Below are 18,587 nucleotides of genomic sequence, written 5' to 3' on the forward strand. Positions count from 1 at the left end.
CTAGGTCAAAAAGTTGTCGCATGCGTTCCATGCGCCAGAAGCATAGATCGCAACGCAGCCGAACCGGCCCCGGCGGGTTATGGACAATCGGGTGATCGTCGGCCCTAGGGGACAATCTTGGCTGTCATTGTCGAACAGGCAGCGCCGCAGGCGCAGACCAGGAGCGCGGTGTTGTGGCTCATACCACTTGCATGCGCAGCACTGGGGCTGCTCGTGCGCTTCCTCGCCTATGCCAACACCGTAGATGCTGCTTCGGTTGCAAATTTCGCCGAAGGCCTCTGCCGGTGGGATTGCGGATGGTATGTGCGGCTCTCAGAAGAAGGCTATGATCCCTTCCCCGTGCCGAGCATGATCAATGCAGGCAACTGGGCCTTCTTCCCGCTCTATCCGCTGTTGGTCGGTGCCCTTCGCATGGCGACGGGACTCCCCACCATGGTGGTGGCGACGGCGACATCGATCCTGCTCAGCGTTGTTGCGGCGCGCGTGGCCTGGCCGCTGTTGGGCCGGGAAATCCGTGCTTACAGCCTGTTCTGCGCCTTCCTGTTAGCAGGGCCGTTCGCAGTCTATTTCACCACCTTCTATACCGAGGTGCTGTTCCTGACGTTGACCCTCTGCGTGTTTGCGGCACTGCAGCGGCGCGACTATCTCGCCGCCGGTTTGTTCGCAGCTCTCGTCTCCGGCACCCGCATCGTCGGCGTTTTCATCGTGCTGGCGATCGTGCTGCAAGCCTGGCTCGACCATCGCCAGCGCGGGGGCACGCGGCCGGGTTTCATAAGTGCCGTGTTGAAGCGACCTGACATCCTGGTAGCTATCTTCATCGCGCCGCTGGGGCTGTTCACATACATGGCCTATCTCCACTGGCATATCGGGGACGCCCTGGCCTTCAGCCATGTACAGCGTGCCTGGGGCCGCGCGACCGGCAATCCCCTGATGTATCTGTGGAATGCACTGACCAATTTTCCGCAGGGCACCTGGTGGCCGACCGTGTCGCAGCAGCTGGGCGCGGCCTGGCTGGTCGGCATTGCCATGACCATCGTGATGGCGGCGCGGCGGCAACTTCCAGCAGCCTTGTTCTGCCTTGTCTGCCTCACACTGCCCCTATCGGCGGGGCTCGCGTCCATGCTGCGGTTCGTCGTGGGCTTGGCTCCGGTCACCGTCACGGCGATGACACTGCTGGCGCGCTCGCGCGTCGTCTATCTGGTGTCGCTGGGTGTGATCCTGGTCGGGGGCTATTTCGGCACTGTGGGCTGGCTGACCGGAGTGCTCACCCTTGTCTGAGCCCGCACGCACAATCGGCCTGCCTGCCGGGATGTTCGCATATGGCGTGGTTGCGCTCGCCATCGCTTTCGAGTTGACGGTGGCATGGTGGATGCTCCATCCCCAGGTTCCGCCAGACTATCGGGCCTACTACATCGATCACAGCACGACCTGCCTAAACCAACCCGTGTCGGGAGACTACGCGCTGGGCACGACCGTGTCGTTCCGCAGCGAGGGGCGGGAGCTCGCCAAGCCGCTCTGGGTTTGCGGTTGGGAGGGCCCGGCGGGCGACGGCACGCATGCGGTGGGCACGTCCTCGCGGCTGCGCTTTGCAATACCCGCGTCCGAAGGCGGTCCGCTCTATCTGTTCCTGGAACTGATTGCCGTGTCGCGGGAAGGGCATCCCTCGCAGCGGATAGGCATCGAGGCCAATGGGGCCGAGCTGGGCGTTGCCAATGCACTGGCCGGAATACCGCTCGAGGTAGATCTCGAAATTCCCGCCGAGGTCGTTGCCGCCGGCACCGGGTCCGTCGACGTGATCCTGAGCTTTCCGGACGCCATCCAGATGTCGCCCAGCGACAGCGATACCCGGTGGCGGTCGATCAAACTGCTGTCGGCACGGCTGGGAACGTCGCCCAGGCCCGCAAGCGCAATGAAAAGCCCGGCCACCCCATAAGGGATGGCCGGGCCAGATGCGGGAAGCCTGGACTTACTTCAGGAATTCATCGACGTTTTCGGCGGTGACGACGTCGTTGCCGGTGTAGATGATTTCGTCGACCGTTTCGCCGTTCTTGATGGCGAGCAGGGTGTCCATGGCCTTCTGGCCCATTTCATAGGGGCGCTGGCCGACCAGGCCGTGGGCATAGCCTTCCTTGAGCAGCTGGAGCTGCTGCGGGAGGGTGTCGGCGACGACGAGCGCCAGGGCGCCGCTGTCGACGTCAGCCTTGTACTGGTCGACAAAGTTCTTCCAGCCATCGGGAGCGAACATCGGCCAGCCACCGACGGGCACGATTGCCTTGATGTCGGGGTTGGCAGTCTTGAGATCGCCCATCTGCTGAACGGCGAGCGCGATGTCGTCGTTCGAGAAGGTCGGCGAGCCGGGGACTTCGGTCCAGTTCGAACCGGCCAGTGCCTCACGCACGCCATCGACGCGCAGAGCCAGGTTCGGAGCAGCAGCGCCACCCGAGATCACACCATAGGTGCCGCCGTCGGGAGCAACCTGCAGCAGCAGCTTGCCCAGGTCCTGGCCAAACAGCTTGTTGTCGGTACCGACATAGGCGGTACGGGTGCTGTCAGGAGCGTCCGAGTCGAAGGTGATGACGGCGATGCCGGCTTCGGTAGCGCGGTCGATCACGGTGGTGGCGGCAGCAATGTCGGACACCGAGATGGCCAGGCCATCAACGCCCTGGGTGATCAGGTCTTCGATGATCTGAGCCTGGGTGGTGGCTTCGTGTTCCACCGGGCCGATATAGAGGCAGGTAACGTTGCCCAGTTCCTTGGCACGGGCTTCGCAACCGTCACGGGCCAGGTCGAAGAACGGGTTGTTCATGGCTTTCGGGACGACGGCGAAGGTGTAGTTGTCCTGGGCAATGGCAGTGCCGCCGAGGAACAGCGTGGCGATCGTGCCGAGCACGATTGCTGTCTTAGTCATTATGGTCTCCTCCAAACGAACCGGACGTTTGTCCGGGTTATCACACCGGCGAAAAACGCTTCGCCGGCCTCCCTTCGGCGCCCGGTCGAGCCGGGCGGCGATCTCTTGTGTCGTCAGCCGTTTCGCATCGACCGCAGACGGTCGACCAGCACGGCAGCGACGATAATTGCGCCCACCAGGGCCTGTTGCCAGTAGGGGTCCACACGCGCCAGGACCAGCCCGTTGCGAATGACCTCGATGAGGATGCAGCCAATGATGGCACCAGCCGCACCACCGACACCGCCGGCAAGGTTGGCGCCGCCGATAACGGCCGCGGCAATGATGGTCAGTTCATAGGCGGTTGCCAGGTTGGCCGGGGCCGAGCCCAGCCAGCCCGAGATGATGATGCCATTGAGTCCAGCGGCAAGCGAGCACAGCACATAGACCTGGATCTTGACCCGGTCGACGTTGACGCCGGTCAGGCGGCCTGCGCTCTCATTGCTGCCGATGGCGAAGACGTGCTTGCCCCAGGCAGTGTGGTTGAGGGCCACCCACATCACCAGTGCGCAGATCAACAGATAGACGAAGGCAATCGGCACGACATCGAACACCTTGCCGGCGGTCACCAGCAGGAAGAGGTCCTTGTCGGGGCCGGTGGGGAAGGCGCCGCGGCCCTGCGTAGCCACATAGACCAGGCCGCGCACCATGGACAACGTACCCAGCGTGGTGACGAAGGGGCTGAGCTTGAGCTTGGCAATGGTGAGGCCGTTGAACAGGCCCACGGCGCCTGCCGCAGCCAGGCCGGCCAGGATCGAAATCACCAGCGAGCTTCCCGGGAAGGGATAGAAATTCGCAGCCGCCATCGAGCCCATCACGATGGAAGTGACGGTGGCCGACAGCGCGATCGTCGAGCCCACGCTGAGGTCAATGCCGCCGGTGATGATCACCAGGGTAATGCCTAGGGTGGCGATGGCGATGAACGAGAAATTGCGGGTGATGTTGGAGATATTGCCGGCAGTCAGGAAATTGGGAGACAGCAGGCTCATCACCACCATCAGCACGATCAGTGCCGCCAGCACATAGGCCGACTGGCTGGCCAGAAAACCGCGCTGCCAGAACCTGGTCCGGCCGACATTGGAGAAAGTCTGAACAGTAGACCCAGCCATCACGCAGCCTCCTTCGCCCCGGTAATGAGTGCAGTAACTTCCTCGGGCGAGGAGTTTGCGATGGCCTTGTCGGCCACCTTGGTACCGCGCCGCATGACGATTACTCGTTCGCAAACGGCGAATACGTCCGGCATACGGTGGGAAATCAGGATCACGGCGATGCCGGCTTCCTTGAGACGATGGATGAGGTTGAGCACCTCGGCCACCTGGCGCACCGAAATGGCCGCCGTGGGTTCGTCCATCAGGATCAGCTTGGCGTCGGAAAGGCGCGTACGCGCAATGGCGACGGCCTGACGCTGGCCGCCCGACATCTGGCGCACGTAGTCGCCGGCGCGGGTTTCGGACTTGAGCTCGGCAAAAAGCTCGGACGCCCTTGCATTCATGGCGTTGTGGCGCAGGAAGCGGAACGGCCCAATATTGTACTTGAGCTCGCGGCCAAGGAAGATGTTCTCGGCGGCAGTCAGGTTATCGGCCAGTGCCAGATCCTGATAGACGGTCTCAATGCCCAGCTTGCGGGCCTCGCCGGGGCTGCCGATGTTGGCCCTGGCGCCATCAAAGGTCAGGGTGCCGCCGGTAGGGTGATAAATGCCCGAGATGATTTTGACCAAGGTCGACTTGCCGGCACCGTTGTCGCCCATAAGGCCCACAACTTCGCCCGGCTGAATTTCGAAGCTCACATCAGACAGTGCACGGATGGCGCCAAATTCCTTTGTCACGCCTTCCAGTTTCAGTAGCGCCAAGTAGTCCTCCTCACCGGCGTAGACGCTGCGGGTTCCCAGCCGGTACCGCGCACCTGGCACGGTCAACCGGCCGACGCGACTCGGCGCGGCGGGACACACTCAGCGACATAGGCGATCCTCCCAGATCGCGCTGAATACAGCAGAGTTTGAAAAGTAATACAATATCATATTAGCATTTTTTCGATTGCCGATAAAAAACACCTGGTGATGGGGGATTTGCGGGGGCTTGGGCACATCCGCCAAAGGGACATTGGCCGCCGCTCAGGTGCAGGAACCTACACCCAACGGCGCCGCCTGCCACCGATTTTAATTGTTGAGGTTTACGCATCCCTGTGGCATCTGGGCTGCGGAAAACCTTTTCCTTGACAGGGGCTGATGTGAACGAGGACCGCTATCCGCAGCGCGCCACTATTCGCGACGTTGCCCAGCGGGCCGGCGTTTCGATCGGCACCGCCTCAAAAGCGCTCAACGACAATGGGCGGCTCAAGGCCGATACACGGACGCGAGTGATCGCGGCGGCGCAAGAGCTTGGGTTCCGGCCAAACTCGCTGGCGCAGAGCCTGCACCGCACCCGGTCGATGACGGTGGGTGTGCTGTCGACCGACAGTTTCGGGCGCTTCGCCTTCCCCATCATCGAGGCGCTGGAGGAACGGCTGGCCGAGCAGGGCATCGCCATCTTCATGTGCAATGCCACCGACGATCCCGAGCGCGAGAAGCGGCATCTCGACCAGTTGCTGGGCAAGCGTATCGACGGCCTGCTGGTGACGGGACGGCGCATGGACAAGCGGCCGCCGGTGGCCGTGCCGGGGCAGACCATGCCCGTGATCTACGTCTTTTCGCAGGCTGACGATCCTGAGGCTCTCTGCCTGCTGCCGGATGATTATGGCGGGGCACGGTTGGCCGTGGAGCACCTGATCGGCCTTGGCCGCCGGCGCATTGCCCACATTACCGGCCCGGAGAGCTTCGAAGCGGTGACATTGCGTCACCGCGGCTATCGCGACGCACTCACCACTGCCGGACTATCGGCCTCGGACACATTCTTTCGCAAGGGCAAGTGGTCGGAAGCGTGGGGCCGCGAGGCGGTTGCAGACCTGTTCGACGACGCGGCCGAGATGCCCGATGCACTGTTCTGCGGCAACGACCAGATTGCCCGTGGCGCGAGCGATGCCTTGCGCGAGCGCGGCATAGACGTGCCGGGCCAGGTCGCGGTGGTCGGTTTCGACAATTGGGACGTGATGACGCTTGCCGCGCGACCGCCCCTCAGCAGTGTCGACATGAACCTGCGCGAACTGGGCCGGCTGGCGGGCGAGCGACTGATATCGATGATCGCCGGAGAGCGCTTCAAGGGCGTCGAGCGCCTGCCCTGCTCGCTGTTCGTGCGGCAATCGTCCGACACCAACCAATCCTAAAAGACTGCTGGAGGATTTTCATGAGCCGCTACGCCCCCGTCAATTTCCCCGACGTAAAGCTCGAGGGGAAATTTTGGCACGAACGGCTGGAGACGGTGCTGACGCGGACGATTCCGAGCCAGCACAGGAAGCTGGGCGAGTATGGGATCCTCGACTCGCTCAAGCTGCCCAATCCGCCACCGCCGCTCCGCTTCCCGCGCCATCCCAATGGCTTTACCGTCCAGGTGTTCTGGGACAGTGATGTCGGCAAGTGGATCGAGGCAGCCAGCTACGCGCTGGCGCATCGGCGCGATGCGGATATCGAAGCCAATATCGAGGCGGCTATCGATGATCTCGAAAAGGCACAAGCGCCCGACGGATATCTCAACTGCTGGTATCTGGGTCGCGAGCCGGACAAGCGCTGGACCAACCTGCGCGACAACCATGAATTCTATAATGCCGGCCATCTGCTGGAAGGCGCGGTGGCCTATTTCCGGGCCACCGGACGACGGCGTTTCCTTGACGTCATGGAGCGATATCTAGACCACATCTATGCCCGATTTGGCACAGGCCCCGGCCAGACGCGCGGCTACGACGGGCACGAGGAAATCGAGCTGGCGCTGATGAAGCTCTATTACCTGACGGGCGACCGGAAGCACCTGGACTTTGCCACCTACCTGATCAACGAGCGCGGCCGGCAACCGCCTCACTACTTTGATGTGGAGCGCGACCTTCGTGAGGGCGGAGACAGCAAGCAGCGCTACGTCTTCGGCAACTACGAGTATTCGCAGAGCCACAAGCCGGTGCGCGAGCAGGACAAGGTGGTGGGCCACGCAGTGCGGGCGATGTATCTCTACACTGCCATGGCGGACCTGGCGGCCGAACTCGGCGACCCCGCGCTGAAACGCGCCTGTGAGGTGCTGTGGAACGATGTGATGGAAACCAAGATGTATGTGACGGCGGGCTTGGGGCCGTCGGCACATAACGAGGGCTTCACCCACGATTTCGACCTGCCCAATCAGACGGCCTATGCCGAAACCTGCGCCTCGGTGGCGCTGATCTTCTGGGCGCAGCGCATGCTCCATCTCGATCTCGACGGCAAATATGCCGACATCCTCGAGCTCGCCATGTTCAATGGCGCCCTGTCGGGCCTGAGCCGCGATGGCGAACATTATTTCTATGCCAATCCGCTCGAGAGCGACGGGACGCCCACCCGCTGGGACTGGCACACCTGCCCATGCTGCACGATGAATGTCAGCCGGTTGGTGGCGTCGGTGGGCGGGTACTTCGTCTCCACCTCCCCAGATGGCGTCGCCTTCCACCTCTATGGCGGCATTTCCACCCAGGTGGACGTGGCCGGCACCAAAGTGGCCTTGCGCGAGGTTTCGACTTATCCGTGGAACGGCGAGATCGCGATCCACGTCGATCCGGCAAGCCCGGCGACCTTCGACCTCAAATTGCGCATTCCAGGCTGGAGCAACGGTGCCAAGGTATCCGTCAACGGGCAGGCGCTGGACGTGGCGGAGGCGGTCAATGGCTATCTGACCATCAATCGTCAGTGGACCAACGGCGACGTGGTCAACCTTGACCTGCCGATGCCTCCGGTCCGGCTCTATGCGCATCCGGGCGTGATCATGGATGCAGGTCGGGTGGCACTGAAGCGTGGTCCGCTGGTCTATTGCCTGGAAGAGGTGGACAATCCAGGCGGGCGGGTGCAGCGGCTGAAGCTGCCGCGCACCTCCCAATTGCGGGCCGAGACGCGGGCAGACCTGTTTGATGGCGTAGTAACCCTCAAGGCCGAGGCGCTGGCTATCAACGAGGCTGACTGGAATACGCTCTATCGCACAACGCCGCCGGTTGACGAGAGGGCGACCCTGACGGCCCTACCCTACTATCTTTGGTCCAACCGGGGGCAAGGCTCAATGGTGGTGTGGGTCCCCGAGTCGCAGCAGTAGACCAAGAAAAGCCGACGCCCCTTTGGGGCGCCGGCGGCAGTATCACTAGGTTATGAAACACCTGGCGATGTGGCTAGATCCAATAGGGAGCCACACCGTAATAGTCATAGACCCGGCGGCCATTTTCGGCCGTCCAGTAGTCGTCGTCCTCGCTCTCGTATTTGGGCGCACCCTCGAGCTGGTCCTTCGTCACGTCGACGCGGTAGCCGCCGAGGCTCTCGTCGTAGTTCAGCTTGGACCAGGGCAGCGGGTAATGGTCGTGCCCGATACCCAGGAAGCCGCCGAAGCTCAGCACGGCGTAGGAAACCTTGCCGCTACGCTTTTCGACGAGGATGCGTTCGATCGAGCCAATATGCTCGCCACGCGGATCAAAAACCTTAGTCCCCTCCACCTTGTCGGAGGCGATGAGATCGTGGGTTTCCTTGACGCCGGCATCGCGGTTGCGAATGTCATCGTAGGCCATTTTCGAGCTCCTCTGGTTAGGTTCGTGGCAGGTCAACGCGTGCCCGCCGACGGGGTTCCAGGCCAAATAAAGTGTGATCAACAGCCCCTGGCGGCCACCGTGGGAACCCCCGGCGCCCGGCACGCATTGGTTTAATGAACTTTTTTCAAACGGTTTTTTAGGAGATGCGCCATGGTTTTCGACAGCCTCCGCGACCGCATGGGCGGCCATGACAACGTGACGCCCATGAGCATTGCGCATAACAGCTTGTTCACTGCCAAAGAGAAGATCGAGCTGCTCAACCAGCTCAAGGCCGACGTGACTGGCGCGACCCAGGAGGGCCGGGAATTGGGCTTTGATCCAGAGGAGATCGACGCTGCCATCGCTGAGGTTCGACTGGGTGTCCAGAATGGCGAAGGCACCGAGACCGTGCTCAAGGGGGACTTCTGATGGCCACCGCCCCCAAACAGCCCGCACCAACCCTCGCCGAAGTCGACGTACTGGTGGATGAGAATGCCTCGCGTGTCGATGTGCCCAACGCCTCCCCGATCAAGGTTGCGGGCGAGCACGAAGCAAGCGTCGGGGCCACTGGCCCAACGAACTGGTGGCTCTACGGCGTGATTGGCTTGGCAATTGTGGTGGCGGTACTGTTTTTGATGCAGATGTTCCAGGGCGCTCCGGCGACCGACGTGCAGCCTGGCACCCCCACGTCCGAAAGTGTTGTGGCGCCGGCCACGGCTCCCGCGGTTCCGGTGCAGGAGCCGGCGGCGCCGACCAACTAGCGCCGGCCAACGAGCAACCTTTCCAAACAAAAAGGCGCGCCCCTCGGGACACGCCTGCTTCGTTTCCTGTACCGGATCGATCAGCCGTTGATGGGCGCGATCTGGATCTCGACGCGGCGGTTCTGGGCGCGGCCAGCTTCGGTGGCGTTGCTCGCAATCGGGGACGTTTCCCCCTTGCCTTCAATATAGAAGCGGCGCTGGTCGATGCCCTGGTTGGCAAGGATCGTGGCGACGGACACGGCACGCTTCTGGCTCAGGCTCAGGTTGTAGGCATCGTCACCCTGGCTGTCGGTGTGGCCGTAAACGTCCACGATGGACTTATCGAACTTCTTGAGCACCAGCGCGACCGAGACCAGCGTCGAGTTGAAGCCGGGGTTTACGTTGCTCGAGTCGGTGGCGAAGGTGATGTTGGAGGGCATGTTGAGAATGATGTTCTGGCCCGCGCGCGTGACCGAAACGCCGGTGCCCTGGAGCTGGGCCCGCAATTCGGCTTCCTGCTTGTCCATGTAGTTGCCGATGGCCGCGCCGGTCAGGCCGCCCACGCCAGCGCCGATCAGGGCGCCAACGCGCGGATCGCCGCCAACTGCCGCGCCCACCAAAGCACCCGCGACCGCGCCGCCGCCAACGCCAATCAGCGCGCCACCAGTGGTATTGGAAATCTGGCTCTGGCCGGTATACGGGTTGGTAGTGGTGCAGGCGGTGAGCGCCAGGGTCGCGGCGAGCGCAACCAAAATCTTCGACTTCATTAATTGTCCCCCTGAAGGATCATGAACAGTGGCCTGTTGGTGACCACTGAATAAGGCAGGATGGTGGTGAAGCAAAGGGGATGAACGGCGGATGAACGGGTCAGGTGTTGGCCCAGCCGCCATCGACAAGGAATTGCTGCGCCGAAATCATGGCGCTGTCGTCGGCGGCCAGGAACAGGGCCATGCGCGTCACGTCATCGGGGTAGACATTGCCGGCCAGCGCTTGTTGCGCCTCGATGGCCGCCATCGTGGTCTCGGTGTACCAGAGTTCGATCTGTCGGGGTGTGACGGTGGCGCCGGGGCTCAGCGTGTTGACCCGAATGCCGGACTTGCCCAATTCGCGGGCCATCGAACGGGTCAACCCATGCGCCGCAGCTTTGGCGGTTTCATAGAGCGGCAATTGCGGTGTCATGATCATCCAGCTGATCGAACTCAGGTTGATGATCGACCCGCGTCCCGCCCTGATCATGCCAGGCGCCACGGCCTGCATGGCGAAGAAGGCGTGCTTGAGATTGACGGCCATGCGGTCGTCCCAATAGGCCGACGTCACGTCGCTCCAGTCGTGGCGCTGGTCATGCGCTGCGTTGTTGACCAGCACCAGCGCATCGCCATGGGCCCGCGCGAAGTCGGCGATTGCAGACCGATAGGCGTCGATGTCGGTCACATCGCAGGGGGCGAAACGGACGGTGTGGCCGGCCTCCGACAACTCTGCGGCCAGCTTCTCGCCAGCCGGGACGGCGATATCGACAAAACCGACCTTGCTGCCCTGCGCTGCGAACTGCCGCACCATGCTTTCGCCGATCCCCGATGCGCCACCGGAAATGACGACCGGCCTGCCGGCGAGGCTGGGATAGCGGGCGAAGTTGGACATGGGCACGGGTTCCAAGAGGGGACTAATCCAACGTGAGATACCGTTCGCTTGACCGCTTCGCAAGCCGTCTGATGTACGTACCTCAGAAATGAATGGAGAGTGGACCGGGGCGGCCGAAGCCCACGGTGCATTCTCTCAGAGGCCTTCGACCGAGGGCATCATCTTGTGCGGGACAACGTCGCGCGCTTCGACTTCTTCAAGCAGGCGCTCGATTTTTTCGACATTGGCGATGTGACGGGTCTCCATGGAGAAGTTCAGCGTCACATATTCACGGCCTGGGCAGAAAGTGCAGATGTTGGCCGCCGAGTGCCAGGCACCGCAATAGATCGGCTCGACCATGCCAGCAGTCATTGGACCATAGGTGCGGTGCGGCGGTACCAGGGTCAGCACGATATGCATGCCGCCGTTGAAGCGCCAGAACCGGGTGCCGGGCAAAAATTTGGCAAAACGGTTGGCGGCGCGGACCGCCTTGAACATGGAGTTGATCATCACCTGGAACTTGGTGATGTCCTTCTGCTCGATCTGGGCGACCGTGTCGTCGACGGCGCGTACATAATCGACGAAGTCCTCGATGACCGTGAACTTGGCTTCCAGCGCGCGAACGCGGAAGAAGTCGTCGTCGGCGTTGTTCCTGGTGGTGTCGAGCATGGTGTAGGCAGCGCCGATCACCTTTTTGCTCATCAGCTTTTCCTCGCCCTCGCCGTTAAGGGCGTGGGTCACCAGTGCGAACATCAAGGAACGCTGGCGCACGCCAAGCTTGTTGGCGAGGAGGCGCAAGCGGTGGCGCTTGATGGCCAGCGTCTTGAAGCCCCATGGCTTGTCGGGTGGCGCCAGGAGATTGGCGAGCACGATATAGATGAAGGCCATCATCCCGCCGCGGAAGGCACTCTTGAGGCGCGCAGCCAGGGGGAGCTTGTTCTGCCGGTCCGACATGGTGCCATGCCCGGCCGAGGACGAGCGGGTCAGCAGGGCCGAATCGGAGCCCTCCATCAGCGCGTGGCTGGAGCGTACCTGGATGATGGAGGCGCGACCTTGCGCGTCCGGGCCGCCCTTGCGGACAGCGGCCATGACGCGGAACAGCGGCAGGTCGTCATGGGCGAAAATATCGCTGGATTTTCCGAGCCATCTGTCTGGATAACCGTCGAATTCGTCGACCATCTCCACCGAGGTGATGGCGTCCAGCATCTGCTTGGGGAAGGGTTCGCCCGGGCGGGCGCCAACAAAACCATGGGTAAGTTGCGGCGCTAGGCTGACCATCTCGGCGACGAGGTTTCCCAGACCTTCCTTGTCATAGGCAGTCTTGGAGAAAGCCGTGAAAAAGACGGTGTCGCGCCCCTCATATAGGAACCATTGGAAATCGGTGAACAGGGCCTGCGGATCACGGCTTACGGCGGCGCGCGCCAATTCAAGAGCGTCGCTACTTTCACCGGCGAAGCTCGACGACGAAAAACTCTTCACTCACTTACCCCTCGAAATGCCCATTCGGGCTTTTTTGTGATGGTAGTCTGAGACCAACCCTGCATCAATACTGCGGCGCAACAGCAGTTAATTCGTGAATAGAGGTTCCATCACGAAGGCGCGATGAATGAGGCATTCATCGCCCATGCGCGATTGCCGCATTGGCAGGAGCGGTCCCGCACTTTAGAATGACTCTCATGTCGAGCCGCGCAAGCCTTGCGCCAAAACGGTTTGGCCGGGGGCGGCGCGCGTCGAATTGACCTATGTCAAGGCGATCTTGGCCCACCTAGTTATGGCTTGTTCACCGGCGCGGTTTTGGTGCCGACGGCAGGACACAAAGGGACGTTTGATGGACTATCGCGGCATATTCGAAGATGCGGTGGACACACTGCGGGCAGAGAAGCGCTACCGCGTTTTCGCCGATCTCGAGCGCGTGGCCGGGCAGTTTCCCCGCGCCATCTATCGCGACGAAGCCGACAATATGCGCGACATCACCATCTGGTGCTCCAACGACTATCTGGGCATGGGCCAGCACGCCAAGGTGATCGGCGCGATGCAGGACACTGCCGGCCGGCTGGGTGTTGGCTCGGGCGGCACGCGCAACATTTCGGGCACCAACCGTCCACTGGTCGAGCTCGAGCGGTCACTCGCTGACCTCCATCGCAAGGAAGCTGCCCTGGTTTTCACTTCGGGCTTCGTGTCCAACGAGGCCGCGATCGCGACCATCGCGCGGCTGCTGCCCGATTGCGTGATCTTCTCGGACCAGCTCAACCACGCCTCGATGATCCAAGGCGTGCGGCAGTCGGGTATGCAGAAGGTCATCTTCCGCCACAACGATGTAGCGCATTTGCGCGACCTGCTGGCGGCGACCGATCGCAAGCGCCCCAAGCTCATCTGCTTTGAGTCGGTCTATTCGATGGATGGCGACGTCGCCCCCATCAAGGAAATCTGCGACTTGGCCGAAGAATTCGGCGCGTTGACCTATATCGACGAGGTCCATGCCGTTGGCATGTATGGCCAGCGCGGCGGCGGCATTGCCGAGCGCGAAGGCCTGATGGACCGCATCGACATCATCGAGGGCACGCTGGCCAAGGGCTTCGGCACGATGGGCGGCTACATTGCCGCCAACAAGGCGATCGTGGATGCCGTGCGCTCCTATGCGCCCGAATTCATCTTCACCACCTCGCTGCCCCCTGCCCTATGCGCAGCCGCCCGCGCCTCGATCGAGCACCTCAAGGTGTCCACGCATGAGCGCATCATGCACCAGCGCCAGGCCCGCCTGACCAAGGCAATCCTGGCCGATGCAGGCCTGCCTGTCATGGAAACCGATACCCATATCGTGCCGCTGATCGTGGGCGATGCACGCGCCGTCAAGGCGGCCAGTGACATGCTGCTGGACAAGCACAATATCTATATCCAGCCCATCAACTATCCCACCGTCCCTAAGGGCACCGAGCGCCTGCGCATCACGCCGACGCCGCTCCATACCGACGAAATGATCTTTGCCCTGCGTCATGCGCTGGTCAGCGTCTGGACGAGCCTTGAACTGCCGCGCGAAGCTGCCGATGCGGCAATCACCGCGAGCAAGCTGACCTCGGGCGACCTGACCCTGCCCACCATCGGCGGCTGACGCCCGGCTGTCGGAAAAGCCAGGCTCCATCCGTCATTCTGGCTGCACAGGATGGAGGAGGACATGGCTGACGACACAACCATCATCGGCGGTACCGGCACGGATCTGTTCGCCGGCATTCCGGTCAGTGATTTCCGGCTTTCGCTGGCCTGGTATCAGAACCTGTTCGGCTGTCCGCCGCGCTTTTTCCCCAATGCGACCGAAGCGGTGTGGGCGATCGGCGAACACCGCTGGATCTACATCATCGTTGACGCAAAACGCGCCGGCGGGGCCATCCAGACCATCATGTGCAGTGATCTCGAAATCACCATCGAGCAGATCGCCGCGCGCGGCATCGACTTCAGCCAGGAAGAGATCCCCGGCAAGGATGTGCGCAAGGTGGTGTATTACGATCCTGATGGCAACGAGATCGGGCTAGGGCGAATTCCGGGATGATCTTCACCGATGATCGCTCGGTCAGGCCGCCGGGCCCCAGAATTCCGCCTCAGGCCGTCCGGCCGCGATAGACGGCGGTGCGAAGCTCATTGGCGTAGTGATCGAAAGCGGGCATTCCGCTGACCTGGGCCACGGCGACCTCGGACTCGATGTCGTAAGGCACACGAACAAAATGCAGTGACCAGGGATGGGCTGACGCCGCGCCGAACCAACCTTCCAACACCGCGTAGCAGGCTAGCGGCACATCGAGCGGATTGCCGACGCTTCCCACGTTAAACAGCGTGCGATGCTCGAAGTTCAGCAGATAGGCCCCGTGAATGTCGCCATAGCCCACCATATCCGGTTCCGGCCCGAAGCCGGTGAACGCCGTGTTGCCGAACATCGCGCTGTGTTCCGCGCGCTCCGCCGTTGCGTGAACGCGGTGGTAGATGCCGATCTGGCTGGCGTGGAATAGTCGCACGCGGCGGCCGCTGAGCAGGAAGTCATGGCTTGCTGGCAGGCTCGCCAGGTAGCGGAGCCTCTCAGCGCCCAGTTGAGCCCGATGCCATTGGAGAACCGGCTGCGTGGCCGCCTCGTCCTGCGCAACCATGTCGTCCCAATTGCCCTGCACAATGATTTCACAGGTGTCCCGGCAACGATCGACCACCGCTGCGGAGCGAGGCCCCTTGCCGACCAGGTCGCCCAGATTGAATATTCGGGTGATACCCATGGCGGCGATATGGGCCAGCACCACCTCCAGCGCAGTCAAGTTGCCATGAATATCGGACAGGATTGCCACGCGCTCGGCGCCTGTCGGCAACTCGGTCATCGGCTGGCCCTATGCTAGTTGGGCGCCACCGATAACAACTTTCCGGGCGTCAGCCAACACGTGCCACCGAGCGGTCGCATCGCCCGTGGCATACCCGGTATTGCGTCCGCCACCGATACGAGCCGGTGTGAGACCGGCGTAGGATGCCTCAACTTGTCAGGACGATGCGCATCAGGTCGGCGGTGTTGCGCGCACCCAGCTTTTCCATGACCCGGGCCCGGTGGACTTCTATGGTCCTGGGCGAGATGCCTAATTCGCGGCCGGCTTCCTTGTTGGACTGACCATTGGTAATGAGCTGCAGCACCTCGCGCTCCCGCGGGGTCAGCTGGGAAAAGCCACGCACTTCCACGGGCCGCCGCCCACCCTGCATGGCGCCCAGATGCACGTCGCGGCGGAGTGCCTCGCGTACGCTGCTCAGAAGATATTCGGTGTCGATGGGTTTGGAAATGACATCTGAGGCGCCCAGCTTCATCGCCGTTACTGCCGCCTCCAGCTGCGGCGTATCGGCAAGCATGAAAACCGGCGTTCCGGTGCGTGTCGCCTTGACGCGCCGGAGCAGGCTCAGGCCGCTTTCCTCCCCCAGCCGCAGGTTGAGGACGACGATATCGGGGCGCCGCCGTTCGATTGTTGCCGCGAAATGCGCGGCCTCGAGCGAGAAGGTGGTCTGGAAACCCTCCAGGCGAAACAGCACGCTCAGCGACTCGCAGGTCGTGGCATCGGTATCCACGATGTGGATCAGCCGATCGCGGTTGAGGAAGGAGTGATAGAAGATCTCGTCGCTCATATTCCCTCTGCCCGGTGGCAAGTTTCGCTTGTGCGTCCCCGAGGGACGGCAAGGCTTCGCCAGTCGCTGAGCTGCCGCTGGCAACCGCGATCCCGTTGCCCCCCGGCGGGATCGCAACGGTAGTTTGCACTAGGTGTTCTTGCCGTCCGATATGGACAATACGTAGGTGTCACTACCTACGATCTAGGTTTATTTACCTAGCATTGCGTTGTCAACGGACCTTCTTCCTATATTCCTGCGCTTGGTTCAGCGAGTATTAGCCCGCAGGGCATCGCGGATTTCGGTGAGCAACACTTCTTCCTTTGTCGGCGCGGGCGTGGCTGCAACCGGTTCGGTGGCCGCCTGGCGCTTCATGCGGTTGATGGCCTTCACCACCAGGAAAAGCACGAAGGCAATGATGGTGAACTTGACCACCGCATTGATGAAGATGCCGATATTGAGCGTGGCGACGCCAGCCTCCTTGGCGGCGGCGACCGATGGCACGGCGACGTTGTTCGGATTGGACAGGACGATGAAGAGGTTGGAAAAATCGATGCCGCCGATGATCAGGCCGATGAGAGGCATGAAGATGTCGTCGACGATGGAGGATACGATGGCGCCGAATGCGGCACCGATGATCACGCCGATGGCGAGATCGATCATGTTGCCCTTGATGGCAAAATCCCGGAATTCCTTGAACATGGTCGTCCAACCCCTCTTGCTGGTTTGCGTCTTCCCAAGCGGCCGCACCGCGATGGTCGAGCATTAATGACCGGGTTGGCAAAAGCAATGGGTCGAGATGGTCTTGCACCGCCGAGTTGGCAGGTCGATAGTCCGGGCGCCTACAGCCCAGGATCGCATTGCCAATGCCGGCTCACAGCCACGACGAAGCCACTAGCCTCAAGCAGGCGATCGATCATGTTCCGCAGGGCATCGCGGTATTCGATGCCGGATTGCGGCTCGTCAGCTCGAACAGCCGCTACAATTCGCTGCTGGCGCTGCCCGAACACCTGGTCAAGACCGGTACGCCCCTGTTCGACATTGCCCTGTTTCTCAGTGACCGGGGCGATTTCGGCAGCGGCGATGCGGCGCGCCTGGCTATCGAGCGTATCAACCTGCTGACGGCATCGCCGACCACCGTGACGCAGAGGCTGGGCAATGCCGGCCAGACGCTGGAATTTCATTCAAGCCGCCTGCCCGATGGCGGGCTGGTCATCAGCTTTTCCGACGTCACTGCCCGGGTCCGGGCAGAACGCGAGTTGGCCCGGATGAACCAGTCGCTCGAGCAAAGGGTGGAGGAGCGCACGGCGGCACTACGGCGCGTCAATGCCGAGCTGGAAAGCGCCCGCGCCAAGGCGGATGCGGCGAACCACGACAAGACCCGGTTTCTGGCCGCCGCTAGCCACGATCTCCTGCAGCCGCTCAATGCGGCCCGGCTCTATACGTCCACGCTGATCGAGCGGGCCAAGTCGACGGGGTTGGCGGACCTCGCCAATTCGATCGAGGCTTCGCTGACGGCGGTCGAAGACATCATGGGCGCCCTGCTCGACATTTCGCGCATCGACAGCGGCGCCCTCAAGCCCGCCCCGGCACCGACCGCGGCCCAGGACCTGCTCAAGAAGATCGAGGTCGAGTTCGGCCCAATGGCGCGCGAGCGCAATATATCGCTACGCATCGTGGCCACCGATGCCGCGGTCATGATCGACCGCATGCTGGTCGGGCGCATCGTGCAGAACCTGGTCAGCAACGCCATCAAATATACCCAGCCCGGCGGCAAGGTGCTGGTCGGGCTGCGTCGCCGGGGCAATCGTATGCGGCTCGATGTGGTCGATACCGGCATCGGCTTCAACAAGGACCAGCACCGCCTGCTGTTCGCCGAGTTCTCGCGGCTGGAACGGGGCGCCCGCATGGCGCAAGGCCTTGGCCTGGGCCTTTCCATCGTCCAACGCCTGGTCGCGGCGCTGGGGCTGACGCTGGAACTCGACAGCAAGGAAGGGCGCGGCTCGCGTTTCTCGCTCTTCCTGCCGGCCACGCGGACACTGCGTGCCACGCCCGAGGGCAACGCGGCTCCCGCCGAGGCGAGCTTTGGCACATTGGGCCTTAAGGTGCTGTGTGTCGACAATGAGCGTGCGATCATCGAGGCGATGGAGGGGCTGCTGCGCCATTGGGGCTGCGACGTGCGCAGCGCGCTGTCGCTCAAGCAGATCGACCGCGAACGGCTGCTGGAGGGCTGGTATCCGGACCTGGTGCTGATGGACTACCATCTCGACCAGACTTCTGGCCTCGATGCCATCGAGTGGCTGCGGCACAATCTGGGTGGCCACCTGCCGGCGGCGCTGGTGACGGCAGATCGCAGCCCTGCGGTGCGGGCGCTGGCCGAGGAACGCGGCATTGCCGTCGTCACCAAGCCGGTCAAGCCTGCCGCCCTGCGCGCTGCGATCAGCGGACTGGCCAACCAGAGCCGCAGTCCGGCAAAGCGCGCCGGGTGATTGTCGATTCCGGCCCTTCCCGTTCGA

19 protein-coding genes are annotated in these 18,587 nt (G+C 62.5%); 9 read left to right on the top strand and 10 right to left on the bottom strand.

Annotation, left to right across the window (positions count from 1 at the left end):
* Positions 1–117 precede the first annotated feature (117 nt).
* Positions 118–1,278: a hypothetical protein gene (locus tag JI749_RS16755; RefSeq protein ID WP_201656601.1), complete on the top strand. Its 1,161-nt coding sequence runs from the start codon at positions 118–120 to the stop codon at positions 1,276–1,278.
* Positions 1,271–1,933: a hypothetical protein gene (locus JI749_RS16760; protein ID WP_201656604.1), complete on the top strand. Its 663-nt coding sequence runs from the start codon at positions 1,271–1,273 to the stop codon at positions 1,931–1,933. The genes JI749_RS16755 and JI749_RS16760 overlap by 8 nt, the downstream gene beginning before the upstream one ends.
* Before the next feature lie 33 nt (positions 1,934–1,966).
* Here JI749_RS16760 and JI749_RS16765 read toward each other — a convergent pair whose 3' ends face one another.
* The 3 genes from JI749_RS16765 to JI749_RS16775 form a co-directional block, all read right to left on the bottom strand.
* Entirely contained in the window at positions 1,967–2,908 is a 942-nt protein-coding gene (locus tag JI749_RS16765; RefSeq protein WP_201656607.1) for a sugar-binding protein, read from the bottom strand.
* 113 nt (positions 2,909–3,021) lie between these two features.
* Entirely contained in the window at positions 3,022–4,053 is a 1,032-nt protein-coding gene (locus JI749_RS16770; RefSeq protein WP_201656610.1) for an ABC transporter permease, read from the bottom strand.
* Positions 4,053–4,793 (bottom strand): ATP-binding cassette domain-containing protein, encoded by a 741-nt coding sequence (locus tag JI749_RS16775; protein ID WP_233280799.1) that lies wholly within the window; start codon positions 4,791–4,793, stop codon positions 4,053–4,055. Before JI749_RS16775 ends, JI749_RS16770 begins: the two co-directional genes overlap by 1 nt.
* Before the next feature lie 377 nt (positions 4,794–5,170).
* On the opposite strand from JI749_RS16775, the gene JI749_RS16780 reads away from it, so the two are divergent.
* Together JI749_RS16780 and JI749_RS16785 are read left to right on the top strand one after the other, a co-directional pair.
* Complete coding sequence (locus tag JI749_RS16780; RefSeq protein ID WP_233280800.1) at positions 5,171–6,202, top strand: LacI family DNA-binding transcriptional regulator; 1,032 nt, start codon at positions 5,171–5,173, stop codon at positions 6,200–6,202.
* Between the two features lie 20 nt (positions 6,203–6,222).
* Entirely contained in the window at positions 6,223–8,136 is a 1,914-nt protein-coding gene (locus JI749_RS16785; protein ID WP_201656613.1) for a glycoside hydrolase family 127 protein, read from the top strand.
* Positions 8,137–8,209: 73 nt separating this feature from the next.
* On the opposite strand, the gene JI749_RS16790 is transcribed toward JI749_RS16785, so the two are convergent.
* Complete coding sequence (locus JI749_RS16790; protein ID WP_201656616.1) at positions 8,210–8,599, bottom strand: PRC-barrel domain-containing protein; 390 nt, start codon at positions 8,597–8,599, stop codon at positions 8,210–8,212.
* A 171-nt stretch (positions 8,600–8,770) separates the two neighbouring features.
* On the opposite strand from JI749_RS16790, the gene JI749_RS16795 reads away from it, so the two are divergent.
* Both JI749_RS16795 and JI749_RS16800 read left to right on the top strand, forming a co-directional pair.
* Positions 8,771–9,028: a hypothetical protein gene (locus JI749_RS16795; protein ID WP_201656619.1), complete on the top strand. Its 258-nt coding sequence runs from the start codon at positions 8,771–8,773 to the stop codon at positions 9,026–9,028.
* Positions 9,028–9,360, top strand: coding sequence for a hypothetical protein (locus JI749_RS16800; RefSeq protein ID WP_201656622.1), 333 nt, complete (start codon positions 9,028–9,030; stop codon positions 9,358–9,360). Before JI749_RS16795 ends, JI749_RS16800 begins: the two co-directional genes overlap by 1 nt.
* A gap of 80 nt (positions 9,361–9,440) precedes the next feature.
* Here the strand turns inward: JI749_RS16800 and JI749_RS16805 are convergent, their stop codons facing one another.
* The 3 genes from JI749_RS16805 to JI749_RS16815 all read right to left on the bottom strand — a co-directional run bounded on the left by JI749_RS16805 (position 9,441) and on the right by JI749_RS16815 (position 12,435).
* On the bottom strand, positions 9,441–10,106 hold the full coding sequence (locus JI749_RS16805; RefSeq protein WP_201656625.1) for an OmpA family protein: 666 nt from the start codon (positions 10,104–10,106) through the stop codon (positions 9,441–9,443).
* Between the two features lie 100 nt (positions 10,107–10,206).
* Positions 10,207–10,977 carry an SDR family NAD(P)-dependent oxidoreductase gene (locus JI749_RS16810; RefSeq protein ID WP_201656629.1) on the bottom strand — a complete coding sequence of 257 codons (771 nt, stop codon included), beginning with the start codon at positions 10,975–10,977 and terminating at the stop codon, positions 10,207–10,209.
* Between the two features lie 135 nt (positions 10,978–11,112).
* Positions 11,113–12,435, bottom strand: a complete 1,323-nt coding sequence (locus JI749_RS16815; protein WP_201656632.1) for a hypothetical protein — start codon at positions 12,433–12,435, stop codon at positions 11,113–11,115.
* Positions 12,436–12,784: 349 nt separating this feature from the next.
* On the opposite strand from JI749_RS16815, the gene hemA reads away from it, so the two are divergent.
* Both hemA and JI749_RS16825 read left to right on the top strand, forming a co-directional pair.
* Complete coding sequence (gene hemA, locus JI749_RS16820) at positions 12,785–14,065, top strand: 5-aminolevulinate synthase (protein ID WP_201656635.1); 1,281 nt, start codon at positions 12,785–12,787, stop codon at positions 14,063–14,065.
* 63 nt (positions 14,066–14,128) lie between these two features.
* Positions 14,129–14,500, top strand: coding sequence for a VOC family protein (locus JI749_RS16825; RefSeq protein WP_201656638.1), 372 nt, complete (start codon positions 14,129–14,131; stop codon positions 14,498–14,500).
* A gap of 49 nt (positions 14,501–14,549) precedes the next feature.
* Here JI749_RS16825 and JI749_RS16830 read toward each other — a convergent pair whose 3' ends face one another.
* From JI749_RS16830 to mscL, 3 genes are all read right to left on the bottom strand, one after another.
* On the bottom strand, positions 14,550–15,308 hold the full coding sequence (locus JI749_RS16830; protein ID WP_201656641.1) for a metallophosphoesterase family protein: 759 nt from the start codon (positions 15,306–15,308) through the stop codon (positions 14,550–14,552).
* A gap of 148 nt (positions 15,309–15,456) precedes the next feature.
* Positions 15,457–16,092, bottom strand: coding sequence for a response regulator transcription factor (locus JI749_RS16835; RefSeq protein ID WP_201656643.1), 636 nt, complete (start codon positions 16,090–16,092; stop codon positions 15,457–15,459).
* A 246-nt stretch (positions 16,093–16,338) separates the two neighbouring features.
* Positions 16,339–16,773: a large conductance mechanosensitive channel protein MscL gene (gene mscL, locus JI749_RS16840; protein ID WP_201656645.1), complete on the bottom strand. Its 435-nt coding sequence runs from the start codon at positions 16,771–16,773 to the stop codon at positions 16,339–16,341.
* A 164-nt stretch (positions 16,774–16,937) separates the two neighbouring features.
* Here mscL and JI749_RS16845 point away from each other — a divergent pair, with 164 nt between their 5' ends.
* Positions 16,938–18,560 carry an ATP-binding response regulator gene (locus JI749_RS16845; RefSeq protein ID WP_201656646.1) on the top strand — a complete coding sequence of 541 codons (1,623 nt, stop codon included), beginning with the start codon at positions 16,938–16,940 and terminating at the stop codon, positions 18,558–18,560.
* The last annotated feature ends 27 nt before the right edge of the window (positions 18,561–18,587 follow it).

Origin of the sequence: Devosia oryziradicis, assembly GCF_016698645.1 — a bacterium.
Lineage (GTDB): Bacteria > Pseudomonadota > Alphaproteobacteria > Rhizobiales > Devosiaceae > Devosia > Devosia oryziradicis.